The organism is Blautia sp. MB18-30 (assembly GCF_023669475.1).
Taxonomy (GTDB): domain Bacteria; phylum Bacillota; class Clostridia; order Lachnospirales; family Lachnospiraceae; genus Blautia_A; species Blautia_A fusiformis.
In genome coordinates this window covers 15,485-40,253 of record NZ_JAMOYY010000010.1, presented here as the reverse complement: position 1 = coordinate 40,253, position 24,769 = coordinate 15,485, and the positions used below count along the sequence as shown (strand labels likewise).

Annotated in this window: 22 protein-coding genes and 1 riboswitch; of the genes, 21 read left to right on the top strand and 1 reads right to left on the bottom strand. The window is 46.0% G+C overall.

Annotation, left to right across the window (positions count from 1 at the left end; all coding sequences use genetic code 11):
* The first annotated feature begins 86 nt into the window (after positions 1-86).
* From NCY57_RS06470 to NCY57_RS06410, 13 genes are all read left to right on the top strand, one after another.
* Complete coding sequence (locus tag NCY57_RS06470) at positions 87-986, top strand: hypothetical protein (protein WP_173739771.1); 900 nt, start codon at positions 87-89, stop codon at positions 984-986.
* Positions 983-2,128 carry an ABC transporter substrate-binding protein gene (locus NCY57_RS06465; RefSeq protein ID WP_114002183.1) on the top strand — a complete coding sequence of 382 codons (1,146 nt, stop codon included), beginning with the start codon at positions 983-985 and terminating at the stop codon, positions 2,126-2,128. Before NCY57_RS06470 ends, NCY57_RS06465 begins: the two co-directional genes overlap by 4 nt.
* 96 nt (positions 2,129-2,224) lie before the next feature.
* On the top strand, positions 2,225-3,244 hold the full coding sequence (locus NCY57_RS06460; RefSeq protein WP_114002182.1) for a FecCD family ABC transporter permease: 1,020 nt from the start codon (positions 2,225-2,227) through the stop codon (positions 3,242-3,244).
* 3 nt (positions 3,245-3,247) lie between these two features.
* Positions 3,248-4,351, top strand: a complete 1,104-nt coding sequence (locus NCY57_RS06455; RefSeq protein WP_021651559.1) for an ABC transporter ATP-binding protein — start codon at positions 3,248-3,250, stop codon at positions 4,349-4,351.
* Between the two features lie 245 nt (positions 4,352-4,596).
* Positions 4,597-6,300 (top strand): DUF1002 domain-containing protein, encoded by a 1,704-nt coding sequence (locus NCY57_RS06450; protein ID WP_022426414.1) that lies wholly within the window; start codon positions 4,597-4,599, stop codon positions 6,298-6,300.
* A gap of 232 nt (positions 6,301-6,532) precedes the next feature.
* On the top strand, positions 6,533-7,735 hold the full coding sequence (locus NCY57_RS06445) for a class I SAM-dependent rRNA methyltransferase (RefSeq protein WP_015525970.1): 1,203 nt from the start codon (positions 6,533-6,535) through the stop codon (positions 7,733-7,735).
* 74 nt (positions 7,736-7,809) lie between these two features.
* The gene (locus tag NCY57_RS06440) at positions 7,810-8,223 is read left to right on the top strand and encodes a hypothetical protein (protein ID WP_015525969.1); all 414 of its coding nucleotides are present in this window, start codon (positions 7,810-7,812) and stop codon (positions 8,221-8,223) included.
* 1 nt (position 8,224) lies between these two features.
* Entirely contained in the window at positions 8,225-9,073 is an 849-nt protein-coding gene (locus NCY57_RS06435) for a DUF5685 family protein (RefSeq protein ID WP_118608083.1), read from the top strand.
* Positions 9,067-9,714 carry a J domain-containing protein gene (locus tag NCY57_RS06430; protein WP_015525967.1) on the top strand — a complete coding sequence of 216 codons (648 nt, stop codon included), beginning with the start codon at positions 9,067-9,069 and terminating at the stop codon, positions 9,712-9,714. Before NCY57_RS06435 ends, NCY57_RS06430 begins: the two co-directional genes overlap by 7 nt.
* Before the next feature lie 193 nt (positions 9,715-9,907).
* Positions 9,908-10,894, top strand: coding sequence for a diaminopimelate dehydrogenase (locus NCY57_RS06425; protein WP_044961542.1), 987 nt, complete (start codon positions 9,908-9,910; stop codon positions 10,892-10,894).
* A gap of 273 nt (positions 10,895-11,167) precedes the next feature.
* Positions 11,168-12,658 carry an N-acetylmuramoyl-L-alanine amidase family protein gene (locus NCY57_RS06420; protein WP_244092806.1) on the top strand — a complete coding sequence of 497 codons (1,491 nt, stop codon included), beginning with the start codon at positions 11,168-11,170 and terminating at the stop codon, positions 12,656-12,658.
* Positions 12,659-12,941: 283 nt separating this feature from the next.
* On the top strand, positions 12,942-14,402 hold the full coding sequence (locus tag NCY57_RS06415; RefSeq protein ID WP_173739770.1) for a C40 family peptidase: 1,461 nt from the start codon (positions 12,942-12,944) through the stop codon (positions 14,400-14,402).
* A gap of 231 nt (positions 14,403-14,633) precedes the next feature.
* Positions 14,634-14,803: riboswitch (cobalamin riboswitch) on the top strand.
* A 268-nt stretch (positions 14,804-15,071) separates the two neighbouring features.
* The gene (locus tag NCY57_RS06410) at positions 15,072-15,359 is read left to right on the top strand and encodes a cysteine-rich small domain-containing protein (protein WP_021651551.1); all 288 of its coding nucleotides are present in this window, start codon (positions 15,072-15,074) and stop codon (positions 15,357-15,359) included.
* Between the two features lie 106 nt (positions 15,360-15,465).
* Here NCY57_RS06410 and NCY57_RS06405 read toward each other — a convergent pair whose 3' ends face one another.
* A complete protein-coding gene (locus NCY57_RS06405) occupies positions 15,466-16,182 on the bottom strand; it encodes a phosphatase (RefSeq protein WP_021651550.1) in 717 nt (238 codons plus the stop codon).
* Between the two features lie 354 nt (positions 16,183-16,536).
* Between NCY57_RS06405 and NCY57_RS06400 the strand changes: the two genes are divergently transcribed.
* The 8 genes from NCY57_RS06400 (at position 16,537) to NCY57_RS06365 (ending at position 24,696) form a co-directional block, all read left to right on the top strand.
* A complete protein-coding gene (locus NCY57_RS06400; protein WP_173739769.1) occupies positions 16,537-19,062 on the top strand; it encodes a glycyl radical protein in 2,526 nt (841 codons plus the stop codon).
* 11 nt (positions 19,063-19,073) lie between these two features.
* Positions 19,074-19,865, top strand: coding sequence for a glycyl-radical enzyme activating protein (locus NCY57_RS06395; RefSeq protein WP_021651548.1), 792 nt, complete (start codon positions 19,074-19,076; stop codon positions 19,863-19,865).
* A gap of 186 nt (positions 19,866-20,051) precedes the next feature.
* Positions 20,052-20,939 (top strand): class II aldolase/adducin family protein, encoded by an 888-nt coding sequence (locus tag NCY57_RS06390; protein ID WP_059086812.1) that lies wholly within the window; start codon positions 20,052-20,054, stop codon positions 20,937-20,939.
* Positions 20,940-20,971: 32 nt separating this feature from the next.
* On the top strand, positions 20,972-22,360 hold the full coding sequence (locus NCY57_RS06385; RefSeq protein WP_021651547.1) for an aldehyde dehydrogenase family protein: 1,389 nt from the start codon (positions 20,972-20,974) through the stop codon (positions 22,358-22,360).
* A gap of 18 nt (positions 22,361-22,378) precedes the next feature.
* Complete coding sequence (locus tag NCY57_RS06380; protein WP_015525954.1) at positions 22,379-23,611, top strand: zinc-binding dehydrogenase; 1,233 nt, start codon at positions 22,379-22,381, stop codon at positions 23,609-23,611.
* Positions 23,612-23,635: 24 nt separating this feature from the next.
* On the top strand, positions 23,636-23,950 hold the full coding sequence (locus NCY57_RS06375) for a BMC domain-containing protein (RefSeq protein ID WP_015525953.1): 315 nt from the start codon (positions 23,636-23,638) through the stop codon (positions 23,948-23,950).
* Positions 23,951-24,034: 84 nt separating this feature from the next.
* Positions 24,035-24,310, top strand: coding sequence for a propanediol utilization microcompartment protein PduA (pduA, locus tag NCY57_RS06370; protein WP_015525952.1), 276 nt, complete (start codon positions 24,035-24,037; stop codon positions 24,308-24,310).
* A 44-nt stretch (positions 24,311-24,354) separates the two neighbouring features.
* Complete coding sequence (locus NCY57_RS06365; RefSeq protein ID WP_114002790.1) at positions 24,355-24,696, top strand: BMC domain-containing protein; 342 nt, start codon at positions 24,355-24,357, stop codon at positions 24,694-24,696.
* The last annotated feature ends 73 nt before the right edge of the window (positions 24,697-24,769 follow it).

Genomic DNA, 24,769 nt, shown 5'->3' with positions numbered 1-24,769 from the left:
ATAAGAAATCAATGTAACTGCCCGGAAAGATCAGGAAGACTGTTTTCCGGGCAGATTGCTGTATCTATGGAAGGGAGAAGATTATCATGAAAAAACGCTATGTAAACTTAATTCTTGCAATGGCAAGTGCATCAGTCCTGGTGCTGGGCTCTGTGCCTGCGATGGCAAAAACAGATGAAACAAAAACAGAGTCCGGTGAGGAAGCAGAAGCTTCCGAAGAAAAGGATACAGATGCAGCCAAAGCAGATACCCTGGAAGATGGCGTTTATACAGCAGAGTTTGGTACAGACAGCAGCATGTTTCATGTAAATGAGGCCAATGACAAAAAAGGAGAGCTCACGGTCAAAGATGGCAAAATGACCATCCACGTAAGTCTGGTTTCCAAGAAGATCGTTAACCTGTTTGCGGGAACTGCCGAGGATGCCCAGAAGGACGGAGCAGAGATCATTGAGCCGACCACAGATACAGTGAAGTACAGCGATGGTTATACAGAGGAGGTTTACGGATTTGATATCCCGGTACCGGCCATTGGTGAGGAATTTAACGTGGCGCTCCTGGGAGAAAAAGGCAAATGGTACGACCATAAAGTCAGCGTAAAGAATCCTGTAAAAACCTCTGACGACAAAAAATCCGAAGGGAAAAAACCGGAAGAGCTGAAGCTGGAGGACGGAACCTATGAGACGGATGTAACCCTTACAGGCGGAACAGGAAGAGCATCTGTAGAATCTCCAGCTAAAGTAGAGATCAAGGACAAAGAAGCTACGGCAACCATCATCTGGAGCAGTCCGAATTATGATTACATGATCGTGGACGGCGAAAAATATGAGCCGGTGAACAAAGACGGAAACTCCACATTTGAGATCCCGGTCACAGTCTTTGACGCAGAAATGGAAGTGACTGCAGATACTGTAGCCATGAGTACTCCTCACGAGATTGAGTATACCCTGAATTTTGATTCTTCGAGCATGAAAAAGGAAGAAAAATGAAAAAAATAATTTCATACATATTTCTGACGCTGACCCTGATCCTGGGGTGTGCTTTTGCAGTGCAGGCAGCAGAGACAGAACATAAGCCTGCGGATATTCCAGGCCTTACCTTTGACCACAGTATGGATCTTTCCTACGCAAAGGAATTTAATGTGGATTACTACAACGATGGCTATGCGCTGCTCACCATTGATCAGGAAGGACAGTTTCTTGTAGTTCCCGAAGGCAAGAAAGCACCGGAGGGGCTGGATCCTGACATTGCGGTTCTGCAGCAGCCCATAAACAATATCTATCTGGTAGCAACCTCGGCCATGGATCTTTTCCGCGCTATCGACGGGATTGACAGCATCAAGCTTTCCGGAACCAAGGAAGACGGATGGTATATCCAGGAAGCAAAGGACGCCATGGAACAGAAAAAGATGATTTATGCCGGCAAGTACAGTGCTCCGGATTACGAGCTGATCCTGAACGAGGGCTGTGACCTTGCCATTGAATCCACCATGATCCATCACAATCCGGAGGTACAGGAGAAGCTGGAGCAGTTCGGGATCCCTGTAATGGTAGAGCGTTCCAGCTATGAGAGTCATCCTCTTGGAAGGACCGAGTGGATGAAGCTTTACGCAGTTCTTCTGGGAAAAGAAGATGTAGCAGAAAAGGTTTTCAAAGAGCAGACGGACAAGCTGGATAAGGTTCTCACAGCAGATAAAACAGACAAGACCGTAGCGTTCTTTTATATCAACTCCGTAGGTGCGGTAAATATAAGAAAAAGTGGCGACTATGTTTCGGAAATGATCTCTCTCGCAGGAGGAAATTATGTTCCGGAGGATACGGGAGTAAATGACAATGCTCTTTCCACCATGAATATGCAGATGGAAGAGTTTTATGCCAAGGCGAAGGATGCAGACTATATCATCTATAACAGTACGATTGACGGGGAACTTAAGACCATTGATGAGCTTCTTTCCAAAAGTAAGCTTCTTGCAGATTTCAAGGCAGTGAAGAACGGAAATGTCTGGTGCACAGGCAAAAATCTCTTCCAGGAAACCACCGGACTTGGAACCATGATTGAGGATATCCACACCATGCTGACTACAGACGATGATTCTCTGGATGAGCTGACCTATATGCATAAACTAAAATAAATTCCAGTGTTCGCTTTAACTCCTTTGCCGGTTTCCACCTGTGAGCAGGAAACGAAAGGACAGGATAACAAAACAGAAGAGGAGTGTACCAGAAAAATGAATGACAGAAAACGCGCAGTCCGATACGGGATCTCTTTTGTGATCCTTGCGGTACTTTTGATCTTTTTATTTATATGGAATGTAAATTCAGGAAGTATCCACCTCTCTGTGAAGGAGATCCTGAATATCATATTCCGGCATCAGGGAGATGAAACTTCTTATAATATCGTCTGGGAGATCCGTCTTCCCAGGATACTGGCAGTTATCATCCTTGGCGGAGCACTTTCTGTTTCCGGATTTTTGCTGCAGACCTTTTTTAACAATCCTATCGCGGGACCCTTTGTACTGGGAATCTCTTCCGGTGCCAAGCTGATCGTGGCGCTTCTGATGATCTTTTTTTTAAGCAGATCGGTGTCCATCGGTTCCGGTGCCATGATCCTGGCTGCTTTTGCAGGCTCAATGATCTCCATGGGCTTTGTGCTCCTTGTGGCAAAAAAAGTCCACAATATGTCCATGCTGGTCATCAGTGGTGTTATGATCGGCTATATCTGTTCGGCCATCACAGACTTTGTGGTGACCTTTGCAGATGATTCCAACATAGTCAATCTTCACAATTGGTCATTGGGAAGCTTTTCCGGTATGACCTGGGGAAATGTGCAGACTATGGCTGTTGTGGTACTTCTTACTATGGTGATCGTATTTTTTATGTCAAAACCGATCAGCGCCTATCAGCTGGGGGAGACTTACGCGCAGAATATGGGAGTTAATATCAAGGCTTTCCGGATACTTCTGATCCTGCTTTCCAGTATTCTTTCTGCCTGTGTGACCGCTTTTGCAGGGCCGATCTCCTTCGTGGGGATCGCTGTGCCTCATATTGCAAAAAGTCTCCTGAAGACTGCCAAACCCCTGCTTGTGATCCCGGCCTGTTTTCTGGGCGGTGCAGTGTTCTGCCTGTTCTGTGACCTGATCGCAAGAACTGTATTTGCACCGACGGAGCTGAGCATCAGTTCTGTGACAGCAGTTTTCGGAGCACCGGTAGTTATCTATATCATGATTCGCAGACAGCAGAGGATATAAACGATGAAATCATATTTTTTTTATACAGATCAGCTGACCGTAGGCTATGATGGAAAACCGCTGATCAAAGAGATCAATATTCAGCTGAATAAAGGAGAGATCCTGACACTGATCGGTCCCAACGGTGCCGGAAAATCTACTATTTTGAAGAGTATCACAAGACAGCTTTCCCTGATCAGCGGAACGGTATATCTGGAACAGGAACAGATGAGCCGGATGACCAACAGGGAAGTGTCAAAAAAACTGGCTGTAGTACTTACCGAGCGCATGCGACCGGAGCTTATGACCTGTGAGGATGTGGTATCCACCGGACGATATCCCTATACCGGAACTCTCGGGATCCTTTCCGCAGAGGACAAGGAAAAAGTTAAAAGTGCCATGGAGATGGTTCACGCCTGGGATCTGAAGGATCGGGATTTTACAGCCATCAGTGACGGACAGAGACAGCGTATCCTTCTGGCACGCGCCATCTGCCAGGAACCGGAGATCATTATCCTGGATGAACCGACCTCCTTCCTGGATATCCGGCATAAGCTGGAGCTTCTTGCCATTTTGAAGAAGATGGTATTGGAAAAACAGATGACGGTGATCATGTCCCTTCATGAGCTGGATCTTGCCCAGAAGATTTCTGACCAGGTGATCTGTGTTCATGGAGATCACATTGAGAAATATGGTGCACCGGAGGAAATCTTTACTTCCGATTATATTCGGAAGCTTTATGGCATCACCCGTGGAAGCTATAATGCAGAATTCGGCTGCGTGGAAATGGAACCTCCGGCCGGAAAACCGGAGGTGTTTGTGATCGGAGGAAATGGAAGCGGGATTCCGGTATATCGGAAGCTGCAGCGACAGGGGATTCCTTTTGTGACCGGAGTTCTCCATACCAATGATGCGGATTATCAGGTGGCAAAAGAACTGGCTGCAAAAGTGATCACGGAGAAGCCTTTTGAATGCATTTCGGAGTCTGCCTTTGAAGAAGCACTGGAGTTCCTGGGAAAATGTGAAAAAGTGTACTGTCCGCTGAAGGATTTTGGTATCATGAATGAAAAAAACCGGGAATTGTTGAAAAAAGCAAAAGAAACCGGAAAATTAAACCAGATCAGATAAGTTCTCTGGGAAAATGAGAAAAGCAATAAAACGCTGTCAGAAATGAGTAATATAATTTCCGGCAGCGTTTTTTATATAATATAAATTACAAATATTTCAGCAGCTGTGTTATAATATGACAAGAACGACAGATCGTGAAGCGCTCGCATTCGTGGAGATGTAAGTAACGAAGAGGAATGTCCGCTTTACACCGCAAAAGTTAAGTAGATACAATCGATCCGAAAAAATATATGGAGGGAAGATCAATGAAAAAAAGAAACATGATCGCAGCTCTGCTCTGCAGTGCATGCCTTGTGGCAGGAAGTGTAAATCCCGTATTTGCAGATGCCTCGAAGGTAGTAACACTTGGAGCAGATCTTACGGATGCCCAGAAGCAGACAATGATGAAATATTTTAATGTAAGTTCCGATCAGGTGCAGGTGATGACCATTACAAATGAGGATGAGCATAAACACCTGGATAATATCGCACCACAGTCACAGATCGGTTCCAGAACTTTGAGCTGTGCCTATGTGAAGCCTACACAGTCCGGCGGGATCAAGGTCCGCACAGCAAATCTGAACTGGGTGACAGGTAATATGATCGCAACGACACTTTCCACATCCGGTGTGAAGAACTGTGAAGTAGTTGCTGCCTGCCCGATGGAAGTATCCGGAACAGGTGCACTTACCGGCATCCAGATGGCATATGAGAAGGCCAGTGGAGAGAAGCTGGATGAGACCAAGACGAAGCTTGCCAACCAGGAGATCGTAACCACCGGTGAGCTTGCAGATAAGGTTGGTAAAAATGAGGCGACAACAGTTGTAAACCAGTCCAAGATGGATGTGATCCAGAACGGAGTACAGAATGCAGATGAGATTCAGAATATTGTCATCAATGTGGCTGAGCAGAACAATATTTCCGTAAGCCAGGACGATATTGACAGGATCGTGTCTCTTCTGAAGCAGATCTCACAGCAGGATTACAATTATGATGATGTGAAGGAAACACTGGAGCAGGTAGATGCCAATACCACAGGCCAGACTTCTTCCTCTGATGATACGCTGGATGGCGAGAGCAGTGATGAAACCGTAGATGTGGATGCAGATTCTTCTGATGATATCGTCAACAATGTAAATGACAGCATTCTTGGTGACGATGTGATCCAGAGCTCCACAGAGGATCCGGGTCTTGAGGAAGAAACAGGAGCAGATTCTCAGGATACAAGCAATGAGACCGGAATCCCGGATGCTACCGACGACGGAACCTATAGCAATGAGGAAAGCTCGGACGAAAGCAGCACAGACGAAAGTACCTCTGATGAGAGCAGTACAGAGGATAGTGCATCCGACGAGAGCAGTACAGACGAAAGTGCTTCTGACGAGAACAGCACAGATGAAAGCGCTTCTGATGAGGCTGCATCCGATGAGACCGGAATCCCGGAGGCAACAGAAGATACAGAATCTTCAGAAAGTACAGAGGGCTCAGACCAGGCAGATAGTGCAGAAAACGATACTTCCGTGCTCAGTGAAGAAGCAAAGAACAATTATGATAAATTTGTCCTCTTTGTAAAAGGCGAGTATGAGGGAGATGCAGATTCCCTTCTCGCTGCAACGGAGGATACAGAGGCAGTGGCAACGGTAACACTGGATGAGCAGACAGCGAAGAGTGTGGCAGAAACTGTTGAGAAGGATTATTATGATATCCTGAAGGATGGTACAGAATCCTATGAGGCAGATGGTACAGAAAAATATCAGAGTACAGAGCTGAATATGATGGATCAGAAGCTGAAGAAGCTGTTCAGTATTGACAGTTCCCAGGAGGCCACAGAGGCCACAGACGTGACAGCAGCTATTCTTGCAGATGTTCCCCAGGAAGATAAGCAGACACTTTATAAAGAAACCATGAAATATCTGGCAGGTCTTTACGGCGAGAACACGGACTCTTCTGAGGAATCCGCAGCAGAATAAAAGATTTACAGAAAAAGAGATAAAAAATACCGCAGCAGAGAAAACAACCTCTGCTGTGGTATTTTTTGTCGTGCAGGAAAGATATCATGAAAATTTTGTGATTTACGACAAGGATTTGTGTAAGCACTGGAAAAATGGATTTTTCTGTGATAAAATTGACCGTAAATCGGTTTTGTGGACTCATACATCGCAAACCGTGACAGGGAAACGAGAAAGGGAAAAGGTAGAATTTATGAGCCTGGCAGTAGTAACATTAAAAAAAGGCGAAGGCAGATTCCTGAAATCAGGAGGCCTCTGGGTATATGACAATGAGATCGCAAGCATCATGGGAAGCTTTGTGAACGGAGATATCGTTCTGGTCCGGGACTTTGACGGATATCCAATGGGAAGAGGATTTATCAACACCAATTCCAAGATCACAGTCCGTATGCTTACCAGAGATGAGCGTACAGAGATCAGTCCGGAATTTTTGAAACAACGTGTCCGCGACGCATGGGAGTATCGTAAGAAGGTAGTAGATACCGGAAGCTGCCGTGTGATCTTCGGAGAAGCAGACTTTCTTCCGGGTCTTGTTGTGGATAAGTTTTCAGATGTGCTTGTTGTACAGTCTCTTGCACTGGGAATCGATCGTCTTAAAGAAACGATCATAGATGCACTGAAGGAAGTCCTTGCTGAGGATGGGATCCGGATCCGTGGAGTCTATGAGCGGAGTGATGCAAAGGTACGCCGCCAGGAAGGAATGGAACTTACCAAGGGATTTATCGGAGAAGAATTTCCGACACTTGTTCAGATTGAAGAGAACGGTGTGAAATATGAAGTAGATATCAGGGACGGGCAGAAGACCGGATTTTTCCTGGATCAGAAATATAACCGTCTTGCTATCCAGAAGCTTTGCAAGGGGGCGAAGGTTCTGGACTGCTTTACACATACCGGCTCTTTTGCACTGAATGCGGGAATTGCAGGGGCACAGAGTGTTCTTGGTGTGGATGCGTCGGAAACTGCAGTCCTGCAGGCAAGAAGAAACGCCAGTCTGAACGGCCTGGACGGAACAGTGAAATTCCTCTGTGAGGATGTTTTTGAACTTCTTCCCGAGCTTGAGGAGAAGGGAGAGAAATTTGATGTTGTGGTACTGGATCCTCCGGCATTTACGAAATCCAGAAGCTCTGTAAAAAATGCCATCAAGGGATACCGTGAGATCAATCTCCGTGCAATGCGTCTTGTAAAGGACGGCGGATTTCTGGCGACCTGTTCCTGCTCTCATTTTATGACGTATGAGCTGTTTACACAGACCATCGGTCAGGCAGCGAAGAATGTCCATAAGAGACTGCGCCAGGTAGAGTACCGTACACAGGCACCGGATCATCCGATCCTCTGGTCAGCAGATGAGTCCTATTATCTGAAATTCTACATTTTCCAGGTATGCAATGACCGTTAGGAACTGCCATCCGGATTTTTTTACGGAAATTTTTTGGCAGTGCCGTATGGCAGTGAAAAGGAGATGCAGATCATATGAGAGACAAATTCAATAAATTTATGCAGGGACGTTATGGAGTGGATGATCTTTCTAGGTTCACCATGGGAGTCGCACTGGTTCTGATCATTCTGGCAATGTTTGCCAATATATTCAGCAGAACTGTCGGCAGCACCCTTGACATTCTCGGGGTCGCAGCGATCGTATATGCATATATACGTATTTTTTCCAGAAATATCCAGCAGCGTTATGCCGAAAATCAGAAATTCCTTCAGATGACGTCAAAGTTCCGTTTTCGCTTTAATAAAGAAAAGGATCTGATGAAGCAGAGAAAGACCCATCACATCTACAGCTGTCCGGGCTGCGGACAGAAGATACGTATTCCAAAGGGAAAGGGCAAGATCGAGATCGAATGTCCGAAATGCCACACAAAATTCGTAAAAAGGAGCTGACATGTTCGGATATGTGACCGTTAATAAACCGGAAATAAAATTCAAGGATTTTGATGTGTACCGTTCTTTTTACTGCGGCCTCTGCAGAGAATTGCGGGAGAGATACGGGATACCGGGACAGATCTCACTGACTTATGATATGACATTTGTGGTCCTTCTTTTAAGCGGCCTTTATGAGCCGCCAACGAAGAAGGGAACCTCAAGGTGTGTGGTCCATCCGCTGAAGCCCCAGCCGGTGCGCAAAAATACAGTAACTGAGTACTGTGCGGATATGAATGTGATCCTTACCTATTACAAATGTATGGATGACTGGCAGGATGAACACAAACCACTGCGCTATGCATATGCAGGAATTCTGAAGAATTGCGGAAATATGCATATGTCCGCTTATCCGGCGAAGATCCAAAGAATCCGAAACGCGCTGGAGGAGCTTTCTTCCCTGGAAAAACAGGGGGAAACCGATGTGGACCGTGTAGCCGGGTGTTCCGGACGTATCATGGAAGAGATTCTGGCCTTCCGTAAGGATGTCTGGGAATCGTCCCTGCGCCGTCTGGGATTTTATCTCGGAAAATTTATCTACATCCTGGATGCTTATGACGATGTGGAAAAAGATGCAGAAAACGGAAATTACAATCCTTTCCTTGAAAAATATAAGATAGAAGGGTTCGAGGAAGAGGTACGTCGGCTTCTTATGATGATGCTTGCAGAATGCTGCAGAGAATTTGAAAAGCTGCCGATCCTCCGATACGGAGATATCCTTCGAAATATTTTATATTCCGGCGTCTGGTGCCGCTTTGCGGCGATCGGACAGAAGCGCAGGGAAGAACGGGAGAAAGAGAAAAAATGTTAGATCCATACAGCGTGCTGGGAGTTCCCAGAAACGCATCTGATGATGAAATAAAAAAGGCATACCGGAAGCTGAGCCGAAAGTATCACCCGGATGCCAATATCAATAATCCGAATAAGGATCAGGCCGAAGAAAAATTCAAAGAAGTGCAGCAGGCTTACGAGCAGATCATGAAAGAGCGTGAGTACGGAAGTAGTTCCCAGAATGGCTATGGCGGCTACGGAAATTACGGTGGTTTTGGAAATTACGGAAATGCCGGTTCCAGTGCCTATCAGGATGAGGAAAGTATGCGCAGAAGGGCGGCCGCCAATTATGTGCAGAGCGGTCATTTTCAGGAAGCTATGAATGTACTGGATTCTCTTGGTCAGAAAAATGGGGAATGGTATTACCTGGCTGCTATGGCAAATATGGGAATGGGAAATAATGTAACAGCTCTGGATCAGATCCGTGAAGCAGTCCGTCAGGAACCGGATAATATGCAGTACCGTATGCTGCTCCAGAGAATGGAAGGCGGTGGCGGCTGGTATCAGCAGCGGCAGGATCCCTTTGGGGGAATGCCGACTGCAGAAGGGGATATGTGTGATGCCTGCTGCAGGACCATGGCCTGTTTCATGTGCTGGCCGGGCGGCTTTTTCTGCTGCTGATGCAGGAAAAAGGTCTGTCATCGATGTCCTGAAACTGAGATCGGGGATATCATAAGGCAGCATATCCATATGTTTGTAAGGCGGATCCTGCAGATCCGTTTTGCGATATAGATCGCAGAAGGCTTTTTCTGACAGAAATTCACAGTGCTGTCCGGGAAATGCTGCACTGCAGAGAAAAGAGGAGGAAATCGTTATGAGTATAAGAATTGGTATTTTAGGTTACGGAAACCTGGGACGCGGCGTGGAGTGCGCCATCAAGCATAATCCGGATACAGAGCTGGTTGCAGTATTTACCAGACGTGATCCAGAGACTGTAAAGATCCTTACAGAGACCGCAAAGGTTTATTCTGTAAAAGATGCGGAGAAGCTGAAGGATGAGATCGATGTCCTGATCATCTGTGGAGGAAGTGCGACAGATCTTCCTGTTCAGACACCGGAGTATGTAAAATATTTCAATGTTGTGGACAGCTTTGATACACATAAGAAAATCCCGGAGCATTTTGCAAATGTTGACAAGGCAGCAGCAGAGAGTGGACATGTAGGAATCATTTCCGTAGGCTGGGATCCAGGAATGTTTTCTCTGAACCGTATGTATGCAAATGCGATCCTTACAAATGGAAACGACTACACATTCTGGGGCAAGGGTGTCAGCCAGGGACATTCTGATGCAGTCCGCCGCATCAAAGGCGTAAAGGATGCAAAGCAGTACACCATTCCGGTAGAAGCTGCACTTGAGGCAGTAAGAAACGGAGAAAATCCGGAGCTTACTACACGCCAGAAACATACAAGAGAGTGCTTCGTAGTTGCTGAGGAAGGTGCTGATCTTGCACGCATCGAGGAAGAGATCAAGACCATGCCGAACTACTTTGACGAGTATGATACAACGGTACATTTCATTTCCCAGGAAGAGCTGAATCGTGACCACAGCGGTATCCCACACGGCGGTTTTGTGATCCGCAGCGGAAAAACAGGCTGGAACAATGAGAACAGCCATGTGATCGAGTACAGCCTGAAGCTGGATTCCAATCCTGAGTTCACATCTTCTGTGATCGTTGCCTATGCAAGAGCTGCATACCGCATGAACCAGGAAGGACAGAAGGGATGCAAGACAGTATTTGATGTTGCACCTGCATATTTAAGTGCCCTTGATGGGGCAGAGCTTCGCAAAAAATTTCTGTAAGGATCCGTAACAGACAGGAGCAAAACTGCATAAAGGATCATATCCCCGGAGCATCGGTGAATATTTCTGATGTTTCGGGGCTTTTTTCTGCATAAAATCAACATTGGTAATACCTGGATGATGATTTTTCTGAAAGAAAAGGAAAGAGTTGACGGACCGTAAAGAATGTTATATAATATGGACGTAAAATTGTAACAAAATTGTAACGTTTACGATCAGTCGGACTTAAGAAATAGTAAATATCAATGATCTATCTATCAAAGGAAGGTATGTATGCGAAAATTAAGCAGAAAATGGAAACTCTGGGGACTTTTTTTTGTTCTGATGTTCTTTGCAGCCGGAGCAACTGTACATACAACGGCAACAGATGTACAGGCTGCGACCAAAAACGGCTTTAAGACAGAAAAAGGAAAGTCCTATTATTATCGGAACGGCCAGAAGGTAAAAGGCTGGCTTACACTGAACGGGAAGAAATATTTTTTTAATAAATCCACAGGCGTGCAGATGAAGCGTTGGGCTAAGGATTCCAAGGGCAAACGATATTTTTATAATGTCAACGGTGCCAAGGGCTATATGGCAACAGGCTGGCTTACAGACAGTAAGAACAATACCCGCTATTTTAATCCCACCAGCGGATATATGACAACGAAATGGGCCACGATCAGTAATAAGAAATATTATTTTTACAGAGGCAGTGGTGCTGCAGCCAGAAGTGTATTCCTTACAGACAAGAAGAATGTGACCAGATATTTTACCAGCAAATGCTTTATGGCAAAGGGCTGGGCAACGAATAAGAAACAGCAGAAGCGTTATTTTGATCCAAACACGGGAGCTATGTATAAGGGCTTCAAGAAGATCGGCAGCGATACCTATTATTTTTACAGCAAGAGCGGCGTGATGGCTACCGGTTGGGTCACAAATTCCAAAAAAGGATATAAATATTATTTCGATCCGTCAACCGGTGTCATGGCTACGGGAACGAAGACGATCGATGGCAAGAAGTATACATTTGGCAGCAACGGTGTCCTGGATACCAATCCAAGCACTACTACAGTTACAAGCTCCAGGACCATCAAGAATTTCCTTGCCAATGCATTACTTCCGGTAGGAAAGACTCTTTACGTATGGGGCGGCGGCCACAACTGGTCAGATGCGACCAGAAAGGGCATCAGTCCAAAATGGAAACAGTGGTATGACAGCAATTCCAGCTCCTATAATTACAGATATTATATGGATCTCAGTGAAGCTACAGAACAGAAGGGCCTTGACTGCTCCGGCTTTGTAGGATGGTCTGTATATCAGATCATGCAGAGCAGATCCGGTGGACCTATGTACACGGATGTTTCCGGAAATCTTGGATCTTTGTATTCCGGCAAGGGAATGGGTACCGTTGTTTCCCAGTCTCAGCTGGCAAGCTCAAACTGGAAGCTTTATCCGGGAGATATCGGATACAACAGCGGACATACTTGGATCGTTCTCGGACAGTGTTCCGATAAGAGTGTTGTGATCCTCCACTGTACACCGAATGCCGGCGTACAGATTTCCGGAACACCGACACCAAGCGGAACTTACGGAAGCCAGGCGATCAAGCTGGCAGAAACTTATATGTCTAGGTATCCTGGAGCCAGCAAATATGACTATCATGAATCCAGTGGTAACTATATCCGAAACGGTGCATACTTCAGATGGAACAGAAGCACTCTTTCCGATCCCAACGGATATCTGAACAAGACAGCCAATCAGATCCTTGCAGATCTGTTCTGATCAGGATGTGCTGAAAGAAATTTGTATGTAACAAATAGCAATAAGAAACGTGAGAGGAGAACCTGAGATAACCCGGGTTCTCCTTTTTTAATGTCAAAATCATTAATAAATGTTACAAAGTTTTAAACTAATTAATAGAAAATCCTTGCAATCCAAATAACACTGTGTTAATATATAAAAAGATTGAAACAAGATATTGCAAAAGTATTACAAAGAAAACCAACGAAGCGGATGGTCAGATCCGCTGTATTAAATTAGAATCAGATTGCGAGGGTGAACAGTCATGAAGAAAAGGATATTATGTCTGACACTGGCGCTCATCATCAGCGGAGCACAGGTAGTCAGCGTAAGCGCAACAAGAGAAGATGAGGCAGCGCTTCAGCAGGAGATGGATGCGACCAACGAACAGCTGAATGCGACTTATTCCAGATTGGATGAGCTTTCCTCACAGAAGTCACAGATTGAAGGCGAGATTTCAACTCTTGATGCCAATCTTGTAAACGTGATGGTTTCGATCCAGACACTGGAGGGAGATATCTCCAATAAGGAAGCCGACATTGCATCTACACAGACCAACCTTGAGAAGGCCAAAAATGCCAAGCAGAAACAGTATGAGGCAATGAAGAAACGTATCCAGTATCTCTATGAGAAGGGTGGAGACGATGCATGGTTCCAGATGATGCTGAATGCAGAGAACCTGTCTGACCTTCTTACAAGAGCAGAGTACACACAGAAAACTTATGAGCAGGACCGTAAGAGTCTTGAAAAATATTCCAATACGATCCAGCAGGTGGCAAACCTGGAGGCACAGTACACACAGGAGAAGGCAGAGCTGGAGGGAATGAAGCAGGAATATGAGGCAGAGTCCCAGAACCTGCAGGCACAGCTGGATGAGAAGCGTGCCACATCCGCAGATTATGATAATGAGATTGCCTACGCACAGCAGCAGGCTACAGATTATGCCAACCTTCTTGCAGAGCAGACTGCAGAGCTTCAGAGATTAGAGGCTGAGCGTATTGCAGCAGAGGAAGAGGCAAGACGTCAGGCCGAGGCTGAAGCAGCAGCGAGAGCGCAGGCTGAGGCAGAAGAGGAAGCAAGACGCCAGGCAGAGCAGGAAGCACAGCAGGATGAGGCGGACGAGAGCGAAGACGGACAGTACGATGAGGACGGCGACGTGATCGAGAATGCAGATGAGGATACTGCTGAAGATGACACCGAGGCTGTGGATGAAGATGCAGACAATGGTGAGAATGATGATGCGTCCGAGGATACTGAGAATACAGAGGATAATGCAGACGCAGATTACGATAACAGCACAGATGCATCTGAAGAAAGTGCAGAGGACACATCTAATGAAGAGGACACATCCTCAGCCAGTGACAGTTCTTCTTACAGCAGTGGTTCCGGATCTTCTGTTGTGAATTATGCTACACAGTTTGTGGGGAATCCTTACGTATGGGGCGGAACAAGCCTTACCAATGGTGCAGACTGCTCCGGATTTGTACAGAGTGTCTATGCGAACTTCGGAGTCAGCCTTCCGAGAACCTCCTATGAGCAGCAGAATGCAGGTACAGAAGTATCCTACGCAGATGCACAGCCGGGAGATCTGATCTGCTATGGCGGGCACGTGGCTATTTACATGGGTAATGGCCAGATCGTTCATGCATCGAACTCTCAGGACGGGATCAAGATTAGCAATGATGCTACATACAGAACAATTGTATCTGTAAGACGTCTTGTATAATAAGAACGTACAACAGAAAATAAAAATACAGCAGCCCGACAGCAGTTTGTCGGGCTGTTTTTGACGGCAGGAAAAATATTGAAAACCCATGGAACGGAATGAACAGCAACAAAATATGCTCAAAAATGTATAAATTTTAAAAACAGTATTGACATATAATTAACAGGATGTTATTATGATGTCAGTATAATTCCATATTGAACATAGCAAGTGCTGAGGATAGCTGACAGTTATATATTGATTATCAGAAGTCCACAGAAAAGGGAATCAGGTGTGAAACCTGAGCGATCCGGTCACTGTAACGGAGGAGCGAATCTCATAGTCCATTGTACGTATGTATGAGAAGGAGAGAGGAGCCATGATCCCGGAGCCAGGAAACCTGCTTGTTATGGCGAGGTTAAACTTCCGTGTAAAGTGTAACAACCATTTCAGGGACTCCGCACCCCTGGGACGTTGTCTACTTTTTTACGAGAGTAGGCATTTTTTTATGGAATGCGCCTGTTCATATGAATTATACATGATTAAATGGCAGGCGATACTACTCCGGATACATTCGTTCCCTCCGCGCACTCATGAACGGATTATATTTCTACCCCGGGGTGGCATCGCTACCTCTTTTTTTATAGGAAAAAATTATGTGTGGTTATGTCAGGAGAGGAGAAAAGAGCCATGGAGAAACCATACTGGGAAGGCAAAGAATACTCTTACTTCAGCCACAAAAACTGTGAGTATTTTCCGTGCCATAAAGGAGCAAATCCGGAGAATTTTAATTGTCTGTTCTGCTATTGCCCTTTATATGCACTGGGAGATAAATGTGGTGGTAATTTCCGCTTTACGGAAAGCGGGATCAAAGATTGCACCGAATGCAAGCTTCCTCACAGAAGAGAAAATTTTGGATATGTTACAGGTAAATATAGCGAGCTTGCGGAAATTGTACGGAAGCAGCGGGAAAAATAAAAAACAGGCCAGTTCAGATACAGGAAAATGTATATTCCTGTGTTTGAACTGGCCTGTTTTGTTTTGGGGGACAATATCTGTTATCTGTCGGAAAAGATACAGAAGATCATTCTCTGGTTTGGAGAAAAACCTTGAGTCTGGGAATCTGGTTGTTGAGGATCAGCTGTTCCGGAAACATGGCCTGATGAACAAACTCAGCAGCACAGGTAAAATCTCCGATATGCTCCGGGCCATGGCTGTCACTGGAAAGAAGCAGCGGCAGATCATATTTGCGGCAACATCGAAGGATCTCGAAACAGTTTTCTCTTGTGTCGCCACGATAGCCATAAGGTGCAAGAGAAGCTTCGTTGATCTCAAAGATCGTGCCGGTTTCCCTGGCAGCCCTTGCAAGCGCATCATAATTAACCGGGTAATGAGTGTTATCACTATGTCCGAGGATCTTTACACAGGGGTTTTTCATTACATTGATAAAAGCTTCTGTGTTTTCGGCTCTGGTACCGCAGCGGTAATTCCAGGCATGCATGCTGGCAATGGCGTAATCAAGTTTACATAATAATTCCTGATCTAAATCTACCGTTCCGCTGCGGTCAAGGATATTCAGTTCAATTCCGTAGAGTAATTCTACACCGAAATGTTTTTTGGGAGAATAGGTAAGGCTGCGGAAATAGGAGGAAGTTCCGGCTGCCAGAGTGCCGGGACCGTGATCAGTGATCCCGAGAAGCCGGAGACCTTTCTCGGCAGCTGCGCGTGCCATGTTGGTGATGGTACATTCCGTGCCGTGACCACTGGCGATGGAGTGGGTATGCATATCAGAAAGATACATAAAAATACACCTCTTTTACTGTTTGAGAACATGTGACAGAGCGGAATACGAATGTCCACTTTGCATAAATTTTTTCTGAAAAACAAAGGAATTCCTATATAAATCCAAGTATGGCAGAGCAGAAAAACAAAGTCAATAGAGAAAAACATAAAAATACAAAAAACAAATAAAATCAACAGGGCGCAACCGATAAAAACCACAAAAACAGCTAGAAACACATGTTGGATTTCGTTGACATCGAAGTAGGGGTAAGGTATAATAAAACTACATGAGCACATAGCCGGACAGGAGCGGTTCTGGAAGCGTAGAGGCAGACAGATCATCAGAAACAACCGGTTATGAGAAAGGAGAATCATGGAGAAATTTCATATAGCAGATGTTCCGAAAACAGACAGGATCACACATCTTGTAGATAATCTTTATGCAAAGATGCCGGTGATCGAATCTGCCAGAGCAAAACTGATCACAGAGTCTTACAAAGCAACAGAAGACGAGCCGATCATCACCCGCAGAGCCAAGGCATTTGCCCACATCCTGCACAACATTCCGATCATCATCCGTGATGAGGAGCTGATCGTTGGAAGCAGCACTTTGGCGCCGAGAGGATGTCAGACGTTTCCGGAGTATTCTTTCCAGTGGCTGGAGGATGAGCTGGATACAGTGGCTACCAGAACAGCCGATCCATTTTATATTGCGGAGGAAACCAAGGCGGAGCTCCGTGAGGTACATAAATACTGGAAAGGCAAGACTACCAGTGAGCTTGCAACATCCTACATGGCACCGGAAGCGATTCTTGCCATTGACCACAATATTTTTACACCTGGAAACTATTTCTACAATGGTGTAGGACACGTAACCGTTAAATATGAAGAAGTTCTGGCGATCGGTTATGAAGGGATCATTGCCAAAGCTCAGAAGGAACTGGATGAGTGTAATGTAGGAGATGGTGATTACGCAAAGAAATCCCGTTTCCTGGAAGCAGTTATCATGAGCTGTCAGGCAGTTATTGACTATGCACATCGTTATGCCGAGCTCGCAGAGCAGATGGCATATCAGTGTCAGGATCCGACCAGAAAACAGGAACTCCTTCAGATCGCATCCAATTGTACACGCGTACCGGCGAAGGGCGCCCGTAACTTCTATGAGGCGTGCCAGTCTTTCTGGTTTGTACAGCAGCTGATCCAGATGGAAAGCAGCGGACATTCTATTTCTCCGGGACGTTTTGACCAGTATATGTATCCGTATTACAAGAGTGATATGGAAGCAGGCAATCTTACCAGAGAATTTGCCCAGGAACTGATGGACTGTATATGGGTAAAATTAAACGACCTGAATAAATGCCGTGATGCTGCATCTGCAGAAGGCTTTGCAGGCTACAGCCTTTTCCAGAACCTGATCGCAGGTGGTCAGAACAAGGATGGCGAGGATGTGACCAATGATCTCTCCTTTATGTGCATCCAGGCGTCTATGCATGTGCACCTTCCGGCACCGTCTCTTTCTGTAAGAGTATGGAACGGATCACCACATGAATTCCTGATCAAGGCTGCAGAGCTTACAAGAACAGGAATCGGACTTCCGGCTTATTACAATGATGAGGTTATCATTCCTGCACTGCAGAACCGCGGCCTTTCTCTTGCAGATGCCAGAGAATATAACATCATCGGCTGTGTAGAACCGCAGAAGGCAGGTAAGACAGAGGGCTGGCATGACGCTGCATTCTTTAACATGTGCCGTCCGCTGGAGATGGTTTTCTCTAATGGTATGGACAAAGGGGTACAGATCAGTGTCCAGACCGGCGATGTCACAGAGATGAAGAGCTTCGATGAGTTCTATGATGCATATAAGAAACAGATGGAATATTTCATTTCCCTGCTTGTAAATGCTGATAATGCCATTGATGTGGCACATGCGGAGAGATGTCCGCTTCCATTCCTTTCCTGTATGGTGGATGACTGCCTGAAACGAGGCAAATCCGTTCAGGAAGGCGGAGCTGTTTATAACTTTACAGGTCCTCAGGGATTTGGTATTGCAAACATGGCAGATTCTCTGTATGCGATCCGCAAACTTGTATATGAAGAAAAGAAGATGACCATGGAAGAGCTGAAGGAGGCTCTGGCATGGAACTACGGCAAGGGTATCGATGCACAGTCTGCAGCAGATATCACCACCATCGTTATGCAGAAGCTTCAGGAGAATGGCATCAGCGTAAATGAGCAGACCGCAACAGCTGTTATGACAGCAGCTCTCGGAACAGAGCCATCTCCGGAGAAGAAAGCAAGATTCGAAGAGATCCACAAGATGATCGAGGAGGTTCCGAAGTTTGGAAACGATATCCCGGATGTGGATTATTTTGCAAGAGATGTGGCTTATACTTACACCAAGCCGCTTCAGAAATATATGAACCCGAGAGGCGGACATTATCAGGCAGGACTTTATCCTGTATCTGCAAACGTTCCTCTTGGCGGACAGACCGGTGCAACACCGGATGGCCGTTACGCACATACTCCGGTAGCAGATGGTGTTTCCCCGTCAGCCGGTAAGGATGTGAAGGGACCGACAGCTGCGGCAACTTCTGTATCCCGCCTGGATCATTTTATCGTATCCAACGGAACACTGTTTAATCAGAAATTCCATCCGTCAGCACTTGCAGGAAGAGAAGGACTGGAGAAATTCGTAGCACTGATCCGCGGATACTTTGATCAGAAGGGTATGCATATGCAGTTTAACGTTGTTGACAGAGAAACACTTCTGGATGCACAGAAGCATCCGGAGAAGTACAAACATCTGGTTGTACGTGTTGCAGGCTACAGCGCATTGTTCACTACACTTTCCAGATCTCTGCAGGACGATATCATCAGACGTACTGAGCAGGGCTTCTAAAGGAGTAACGAATGGACTATTTGGATACAAAGGGCAGGATCTTTGATATTCAGAAATATTCAGTACACGATGGACCGGGTATCCGTACCATCGTGTTCCTGAAGGGCTGCGTTCTTCGCTGCCGCTGGTGCTGTAATCCGGAATCACAGGAATACCGGATCCAGAACATGAAGGTTCTGGGAGAAGATAAAGTGATCGGCCGCGACGTGACAGTTCGTGAGATGATCGAAGAGGTGGAAAAAGACCGTGCCTATTATTATCGTTCCGGAGGCGGGATCACCCTTTCCGGAGGGGAATGTATGTGTCAGGCGGACTTTTCCAGAGATCTTCTTCGCGCGGCAAAGGAGAGAGGGATCAACACAGCGGTAGAAAGTATGGCCTGTGCCCCATGGGAAAAGATCGAACAGGTACTTCCCTATCTGGATGTATATCTGATGGATATCAAGCATATGGATCAGGAAAAACATAAAGAATTCACAGGACGGGCCAACGGACTGATGCTGGAGAATGCAAGAAGGGTTGCGCTCTACGGAAAAACCAGACTGGTGATCCGCGTTCCGGTGATCCCCACATTTAATGATTCTGTGGAAGAGATCCAGGCGATCGCAAGATTTGCAGCATCCCTTCCGGGCGTAAACAAGATCCATCTTCTTCCGTACCACAGACTGGGGCAGGATAAATATGAAGGACTTGGCAGACCCTATTTAATGGAAGGAATCCTTCCGCCTACAGCAGAACATATGCAGATGCTAAAGAATGCAGTGCATGCGGTATGCAGCCTGGACTGCCAGATCGGCGGCTGAGAGATACAGGATTACAGAAAAAAGATCCTTTACAAACAGAAAATATAAAAAACAATAAAAACAACACAAAATACAACAAGAAACCAACATAAAACAACGGATTGTCCTTGACTTATTTTGTGGTATGGGGTAAAATGTTCTCAGAAACAAAATAGTGCAATCCAATGCTCAAGGAGGAAATTAAGCATGGTAAACGAGTTTGAAATCAAAAAACAGCTTTGTGACATCGGTAAGAGAATCTACAACCGTAACATGGTTGCAGCTAACGACGGAAACTTTTCTGTTAAGATAGCTGAGAATGAATATCTTTGCACACCAACTGGTGTATCCAAAGGATTCATGACACCAGAGTTCATCTGTAAAGTAGATGGCAAGGGTAATGTGATCCAGGCTAACCCGGGATTCAAACCATCATCTGAGATCAAGATGCATATGAGAGTATATGAGAAGAGACCGGACGTAGGATCTGTTGTACATGCTCATCCGATCTATGCAACATCTTTCGCAATCGCAGGTATTCCGCTTACACAGCCGATCATGCCGGAGGCAGTTATCGCTCTTGGATGCGTTCCGATCGCTGAGTATGGTACACCTTCCACAATGGAGATTCCGGACAACCTTGAGAAATACCTTCCATACTTTGATGCAGTACTTCTTGAGAACCACGGAGCACTTACATGGAGCACAGACCTTAACGCTGCATACATGAAGATGGAGTCTGTAGAGTTCTACGCACAGCTTCTGTATCAGACCAAGCTCCTTGGCGGACCGAAGGAATTCGACAAAGAGAACATCGAGAAACTCTATGCGATCCGTCGTAAATTTGGTATGCCTGGTAAACATCCGGCAAGCCTCTGCCTGAACAAAGACGGCAAGAACTGCCACAACTGCGGTGGTGCATGCCACAGTGAGGACTACAAACAGTTCCCAGGATATCAGTATGATTTCGTTGGAAAAGACTGCGGAACAAGCGCTGCTGATCCTCAGGGTGAGGCTCCGGCTGCTGCAAACAACGATGCAGAACTCGTTGCTCAGATCACAAAACAGGTTATGGCTCAGCTTGGCCTGAAATAATTTTTTGACGGAATATTAAGGAGGACAATCTCATGCCAATAAGTGAGAATATGGTACAGGAAATTGTACAGGAAGTTATGGCAAAGATGCAGATTGCAGATGCTCCGGCCGGAAAACATGGCGTTTTCAAGGATATGAATGATGCTATCGAAGCAGCCAAGAAGGCTCAGCTGGTAGTTAAGACAATGTCTATGGACCAGAGAGAAAAGATCATCACCTGCATCCGCAAGAAGATCAAAGAGAATGCGGAAGTACTGGCACGTATGGGTGTTGAGGAAACTGGTATGGGTAATGTAGGAGATAAGATCCTCAAACATCACCTGGTAGCAGATAAGACTCCTGGTACCGAAGACATCACAACAACTGCATGGTCCGGAGACAGAGGACTGACTCTGATCGAGATGGGACCGTTTGGCGTGATCGGTGCGATCACACCATGTACAAACCCGAGTGAAACAGTTCTCTGTAACACAATGGGCATGCTGGCAGGTGGAAATACAGTCGTATTCAACCCACATCCGGCAGCAGTTAAAACTTCTATTTACGCAATCAATCTTTTAAATGAGGCTTCCCTGGAATCAGGCGGCCCGGATAATATCGCTGTCACAGTTGAGAAACCAACTCTTGAGACCAGCAATATTATGATGAAACATAAAGATATCCATCTGATCGCAGCAACAGGCGGCCCTGGTGTTGTAACAGCAGTTCTTTCCTCCGGTAAGAGAGGAATCGGTGCAGGAGCAGGAAACCCGCCGGCACTGGTTGATGCTACTGCTGATATCCGTAAGGCAGCTCAGGATATCGTAAACGGATGTACATTCGATAACAACCTTCCATGTATCGCAGAGAAGGAAGTTGTTGCAGTATCTTCCGTAGTTGATGAGTTAATGCACTACATGCTTACAGAAAATGACTGCTACCTTGCATCTAAGGAAGAGCAGGATAAGCTTGTTGAAACTGTACTTGCAGGCGGCAAGCTGAACCGTAAATGTGTAGGACGTGATGCGAAGACACTTCTTTCCATGATCGGAGTTCAGGCACCGGCAAATACCCGCTGCATTATCTTCGAAGGACCGAAGGAACATCCGCTCATCACAACAGAGCTTATGATGCCAATCCTCGGAATCGTAAGAGCAAAGGATTTCGACGATGCTGTAGAGCAGGCTGTATGGCTTGAGCATGGCAACCGTCATTCCGCACATATTCATTCCAAGAATATTGATAACATTACAAAATATGCGAAAGCAATTGATACCGCAATCCTTGTAAAGAACGGCCCGTCCTATTCCGCACTTGGATTTGGCGGAGAAGGTTTCTGTACATTCACAATTGCAAGCCGTACCGGTGAGGGACTTACAAGCGCAAGCACATTCACAAAGAGAAGACGCTGCGTAATGACAGACAGCCTTTGCATTCGTTAATCAGGAGGAACAGAAACAATGGATATGAACAATGTAAATATCGAAGAAATCGTTAAACAGGTTCTCTCCGGCATGACAGGAAACGCTCCTGCAGCAGCTGCTGCAACAAGCGCTCCGGCTGCTCCGGCAGGAAACACAATTCCGAAAAAAGCAAGAGTAGCAATGATGACAGAGAAGAAACATTTTGAGCTTCAGGAGTATGATCTTCCGGAAGTTGGTGACGACGACATCCTCGTTAAAGTTGAGGGCTGCGGCGTCTGCGGAACAGATGCTCATGAGTACAAAAATGACCCGTTTGGTCTTATCCCAGTAGTTCTCGGACATGAGGGAACCGGTGAGATCGTAAAAATGGGTAAAAACGTTAAAGTTGATACAGCTGGTAAACCGGTTAAAGTCGGCGACAAGATCGTTACCTGTATGATCTTCAAAGATGATCCGGAAATCACAATGTTCGACCTTAACAAGAAGAACGTAGGCGGCGCTGACGTATATGGACTTCTTCCGGATGACGACGTTAAATTCAACGGCTGGTTCGCTGATTACATCTTCATCAGAGGCGGAAAATTCGGTTCCACATTCTTTAATGTAAGTGACCTGGATCTTGATTCCCGTATCCTCATCGAGCCATGTGCAGTACTTGTACATGCTGTAGAGAGAGCAAAAACAACAGGAATCCTGAAATTCAACAGCAGAGTTGTTGTTCAGGGGTGCGGACCGATCGGTCTTATCTGCATCGCAGTTCTCCATACAATGGGCGTTCATAATATCTGTGCAGTAGACGGAAATGAGAAACGTCTTGAGTTTGCCAAGAGAATGGGAGCAAACACAACCGTTAACTTCATGAACTTCAAGGGCATTGAGGCACTTACTGAGGCTGTGAAAGAGGCGCAGGGCGGACATCTTGCAGATTTCGCTTTCCAGTGTACTGGAAATCCTCATGCACACTCCAACATCTACAAATTTATCCGCAACGGCGGCGGTCTTTGCGAGCTTGGTTTCTTCATCAACGGTGGAGACGCTACCATCAACCCGCACTTCGACCTCTGCTCCAAAGAGATCAACCTTGTTGGTTCCTGGGTATACAACCTCAGAGACTATGCAACAACATTTGATTTCCTTAAGAGAGCAAAAGCAATCGGACTTCCAATGTCTGAGCTGATCACACACAAGTTCCCGCTTGAGGAGATCAACGAGGCACTTGAGACAAACCTGGCAATGACAGGTCTTAAGATCGCGATTGTTAATAAATAACCTTAACGGGAAAGGAGAAGCAACATGGCAGAAGCTGTAGGAATTCTTGAGGTCTTCGGACTTGCAACAGCCTTTGTGGCAGCTGACGCCGGGTGCAAGGCTGCAAATGTCCACCTGGAGGTATTCGATAAGAATAAACCGGCGAATGCGGACAGCCTGCCAGTACCGCTTCTTGTCTGCATCAAGTACCGCGGAAGCGTGTCAGATGTCACGGCAGCGGTAGAAGCCGGCATGAAAGTTGCAGAGAGCATGACAGGCGTGGTACAGCATTACATAATCCCCAACCCGGAACCAGGTACACAGAAAATGCTGAAAATCAGCGCCCTGGATAAAGATTAAGAGGATTCCGAAGTTCACTTTACAAAAGTGGCGGAATCATATATGATAAAATGTAACGAAGATAAGATTCAGGAGGATAGAATCATGGCACAGGAAGCATTAGGAATGGTTGAGACAAGAGGCCTCACAGCTGCAATCGAGGCAGCAGATGCAATGACAAAAGCAGCAGAGGTTGCACTTGTAGGAACAGAGAAGATCGGTTCCGGTCTTGTAACTGTTATGGTTCGTGGAGACGTAGGCGCTGTAAAAGCAGCAGTAGAGAGCGGAAGCGCAGCAGCATCCAGACTTGGAGAGCTCGTAGCTACACACGTAATCCCGAGACCTCATACAGACGTAGAGAAAATTCTTCCGAAGCTCTGATTTCAGGCTTTGAGAGGAACAGAAATTAATTAAGGAGTTCGCTCATGGGAAAATCATATGGATTTATAGAAATCACTGGTGTTGTAGCGGCGATCAATGCCCTGGACATCATGTGCAAAACGGCAGACGTTGAACTGGCGTCATGGGAGCGTAAGCTGGGCGGACGACTGGTGACCCTGATCGTACAAGGCGATGTATCAGCAGTTACAGCAGCTGTCAATGCAGCAGTGGAGCAGGCAATCAAAAAACCTGCCAGCTATGCGGTAATTGCCAATCCTCACGAGGAAATCGTCAAACTGGTTGAGCTGAGTGCAAGCCGGTGGAAAAAGAAACAGCAGGAAAATCCGGAAGAAGCACTGGCAAGCAAAAACAGCAGCAAAAAATAAAGCTGCTGCACCAAAAAAGTCAGAAGTAAACAGAAAAACACAATGAAGCAACAATCCATAAGGAGGATATAAT

Coding starts and splice junctions, on each gene's coding strand:
- NCY57_RS06470 (WP_173739771.1), top strand. CDS start 87: ATGAAAAAACGCTATGTAAACTTAATTCTTGCAATGGCAAGTGCATCA.
- pduA (WP_015525952.1), top strand. CDS start 24,035: ATGGCACAGGAAGCATTAGGAATGGTTGAGACAAGAGGCCTCACAGCT.
- NCY57_RS06435 (WP_118608083.1), top strand. CDS start 8,225: ATGTTCGGATATGTGACCGTTAATAAACCGGAAATAAAATTCAAGGAT.
- NCY57_RS06390 (WP_059086812.1), top strand. CDS start 20,052: ATGGTAAACGAGTTTGAAATCAAAAAACAGCTTTGTGACATCGGTAAG.
- NCY57_RS06450 (WP_022426414.1), top strand. CDS start 4,597: ATGAAAAAAAGAAACATGATCGCAGCTCTGCTCTGCAGTGCATGCCTT.
- NCY57_RS06455 (WP_021651559.1), top strand. CDS start 3,248: ATGAAATCATATTTTTTTTATACAGATCAGCTGACCGTAGGCTATGAT.
- NCY57_RS06425 (WP_044961542.1), top strand. CDS start 9,908: ATGAGTATAAGAATTGGTATTTTAGGTTACGGAAACCTGGGACGCGGC.
- NCY57_RS06420 (WP_244092806.1), top strand. CDS start 11,168: ATGCGAAAATTAAGCAGAAAATGGAAACTCTGGGGACTTTTTTTTGTT.
- NCY57_RS06465 (WP_114002183.1), top strand. CDS start 983: ATGAAAAAAATAATTTCATACATATTTCTGACGCTGACCCTGATCCTG.
- NCY57_RS06430 (WP_015525967.1), top strand. CDS start 9,067: ATGTTAGATCCATACAGCGTGCTGGGAGTTCCCAGAAACGCATCTGAT.
- NCY57_RS06400 (WP_173739769.1), top strand. CDS start 16,537: ATGGAGAAATTTCATATAGCAGATGTTCCGAAAACAGACAGGATCACA.
- NCY57_RS06375 (WP_015525953.1), top strand. CDS start 23,636: ATGGCAGAAGCTGTAGGAATTCTTGAGGTCTTCGGACTTGCAACAGCC.
- NCY57_RS06380 (WP_015525954.1), top strand. CDS start 22,379: ATGGATATGAACAATGTAAATATCGAAGAAATCGTTAAACAGGTTCTC.
- NCY57_RS06460 (WP_114002182.1), top strand. CDS start 2,225: ATGAATGACAGAAAACGCGCAGTCCGATACGGGATCTCTTTTGTGATC.
- NCY57_RS06365 (WP_114002790.1), top strand. CDS start 24,355: ATGGGAAAATCATATGGATTTATAGAAATCACTGGTGTTGTAGCGGCG.
- NCY57_RS06395 (WP_021651548.1), top strand. CDS start 19,074: ATGGACTATTTGGATACAAAGGGCAGGATCTTTGATATTCAGAAATAT.
- NCY57_RS06405 (WP_021651550.1), bottom strand. CDS start 16,182: ATGTATCTTTCTGATATGCATACCCACTCCATCGCCAGTGGTCACGGC.
- NCY57_RS06440 (WP_015525969.1), top strand. CDS start 7,810: ATGAGAGACAAATTCAATAAATTTATGCAGGGACGTTATGGAGTGGAT.
- NCY57_RS06445 (WP_015525970.1), top strand. CDS start 6,533: ATGAGCCTGGCAGTAGTAACATTAAAAAAAGGCGAAGGCAGATTCCTG.
- NCY57_RS06410 (WP_021651551.1), top strand. CDS start 15,072: ATGGAGAAACCATACTGGGAAGGCAAAGAATACTCTTACTTCAGCCAC.
- NCY57_RS06415 (WP_173739770.1), top strand. CDS start 12,942: ATGAAGAAAAGGATATTATGTCTGACACTGGCGCTCATCATCAGCGGA.
- NCY57_RS06385 (WP_021651547.1), top strand. CDS start 20,972: ATGCCAATAAGTGAGAATATGGTACAGGAAATTGTACAGGAAGTTATG.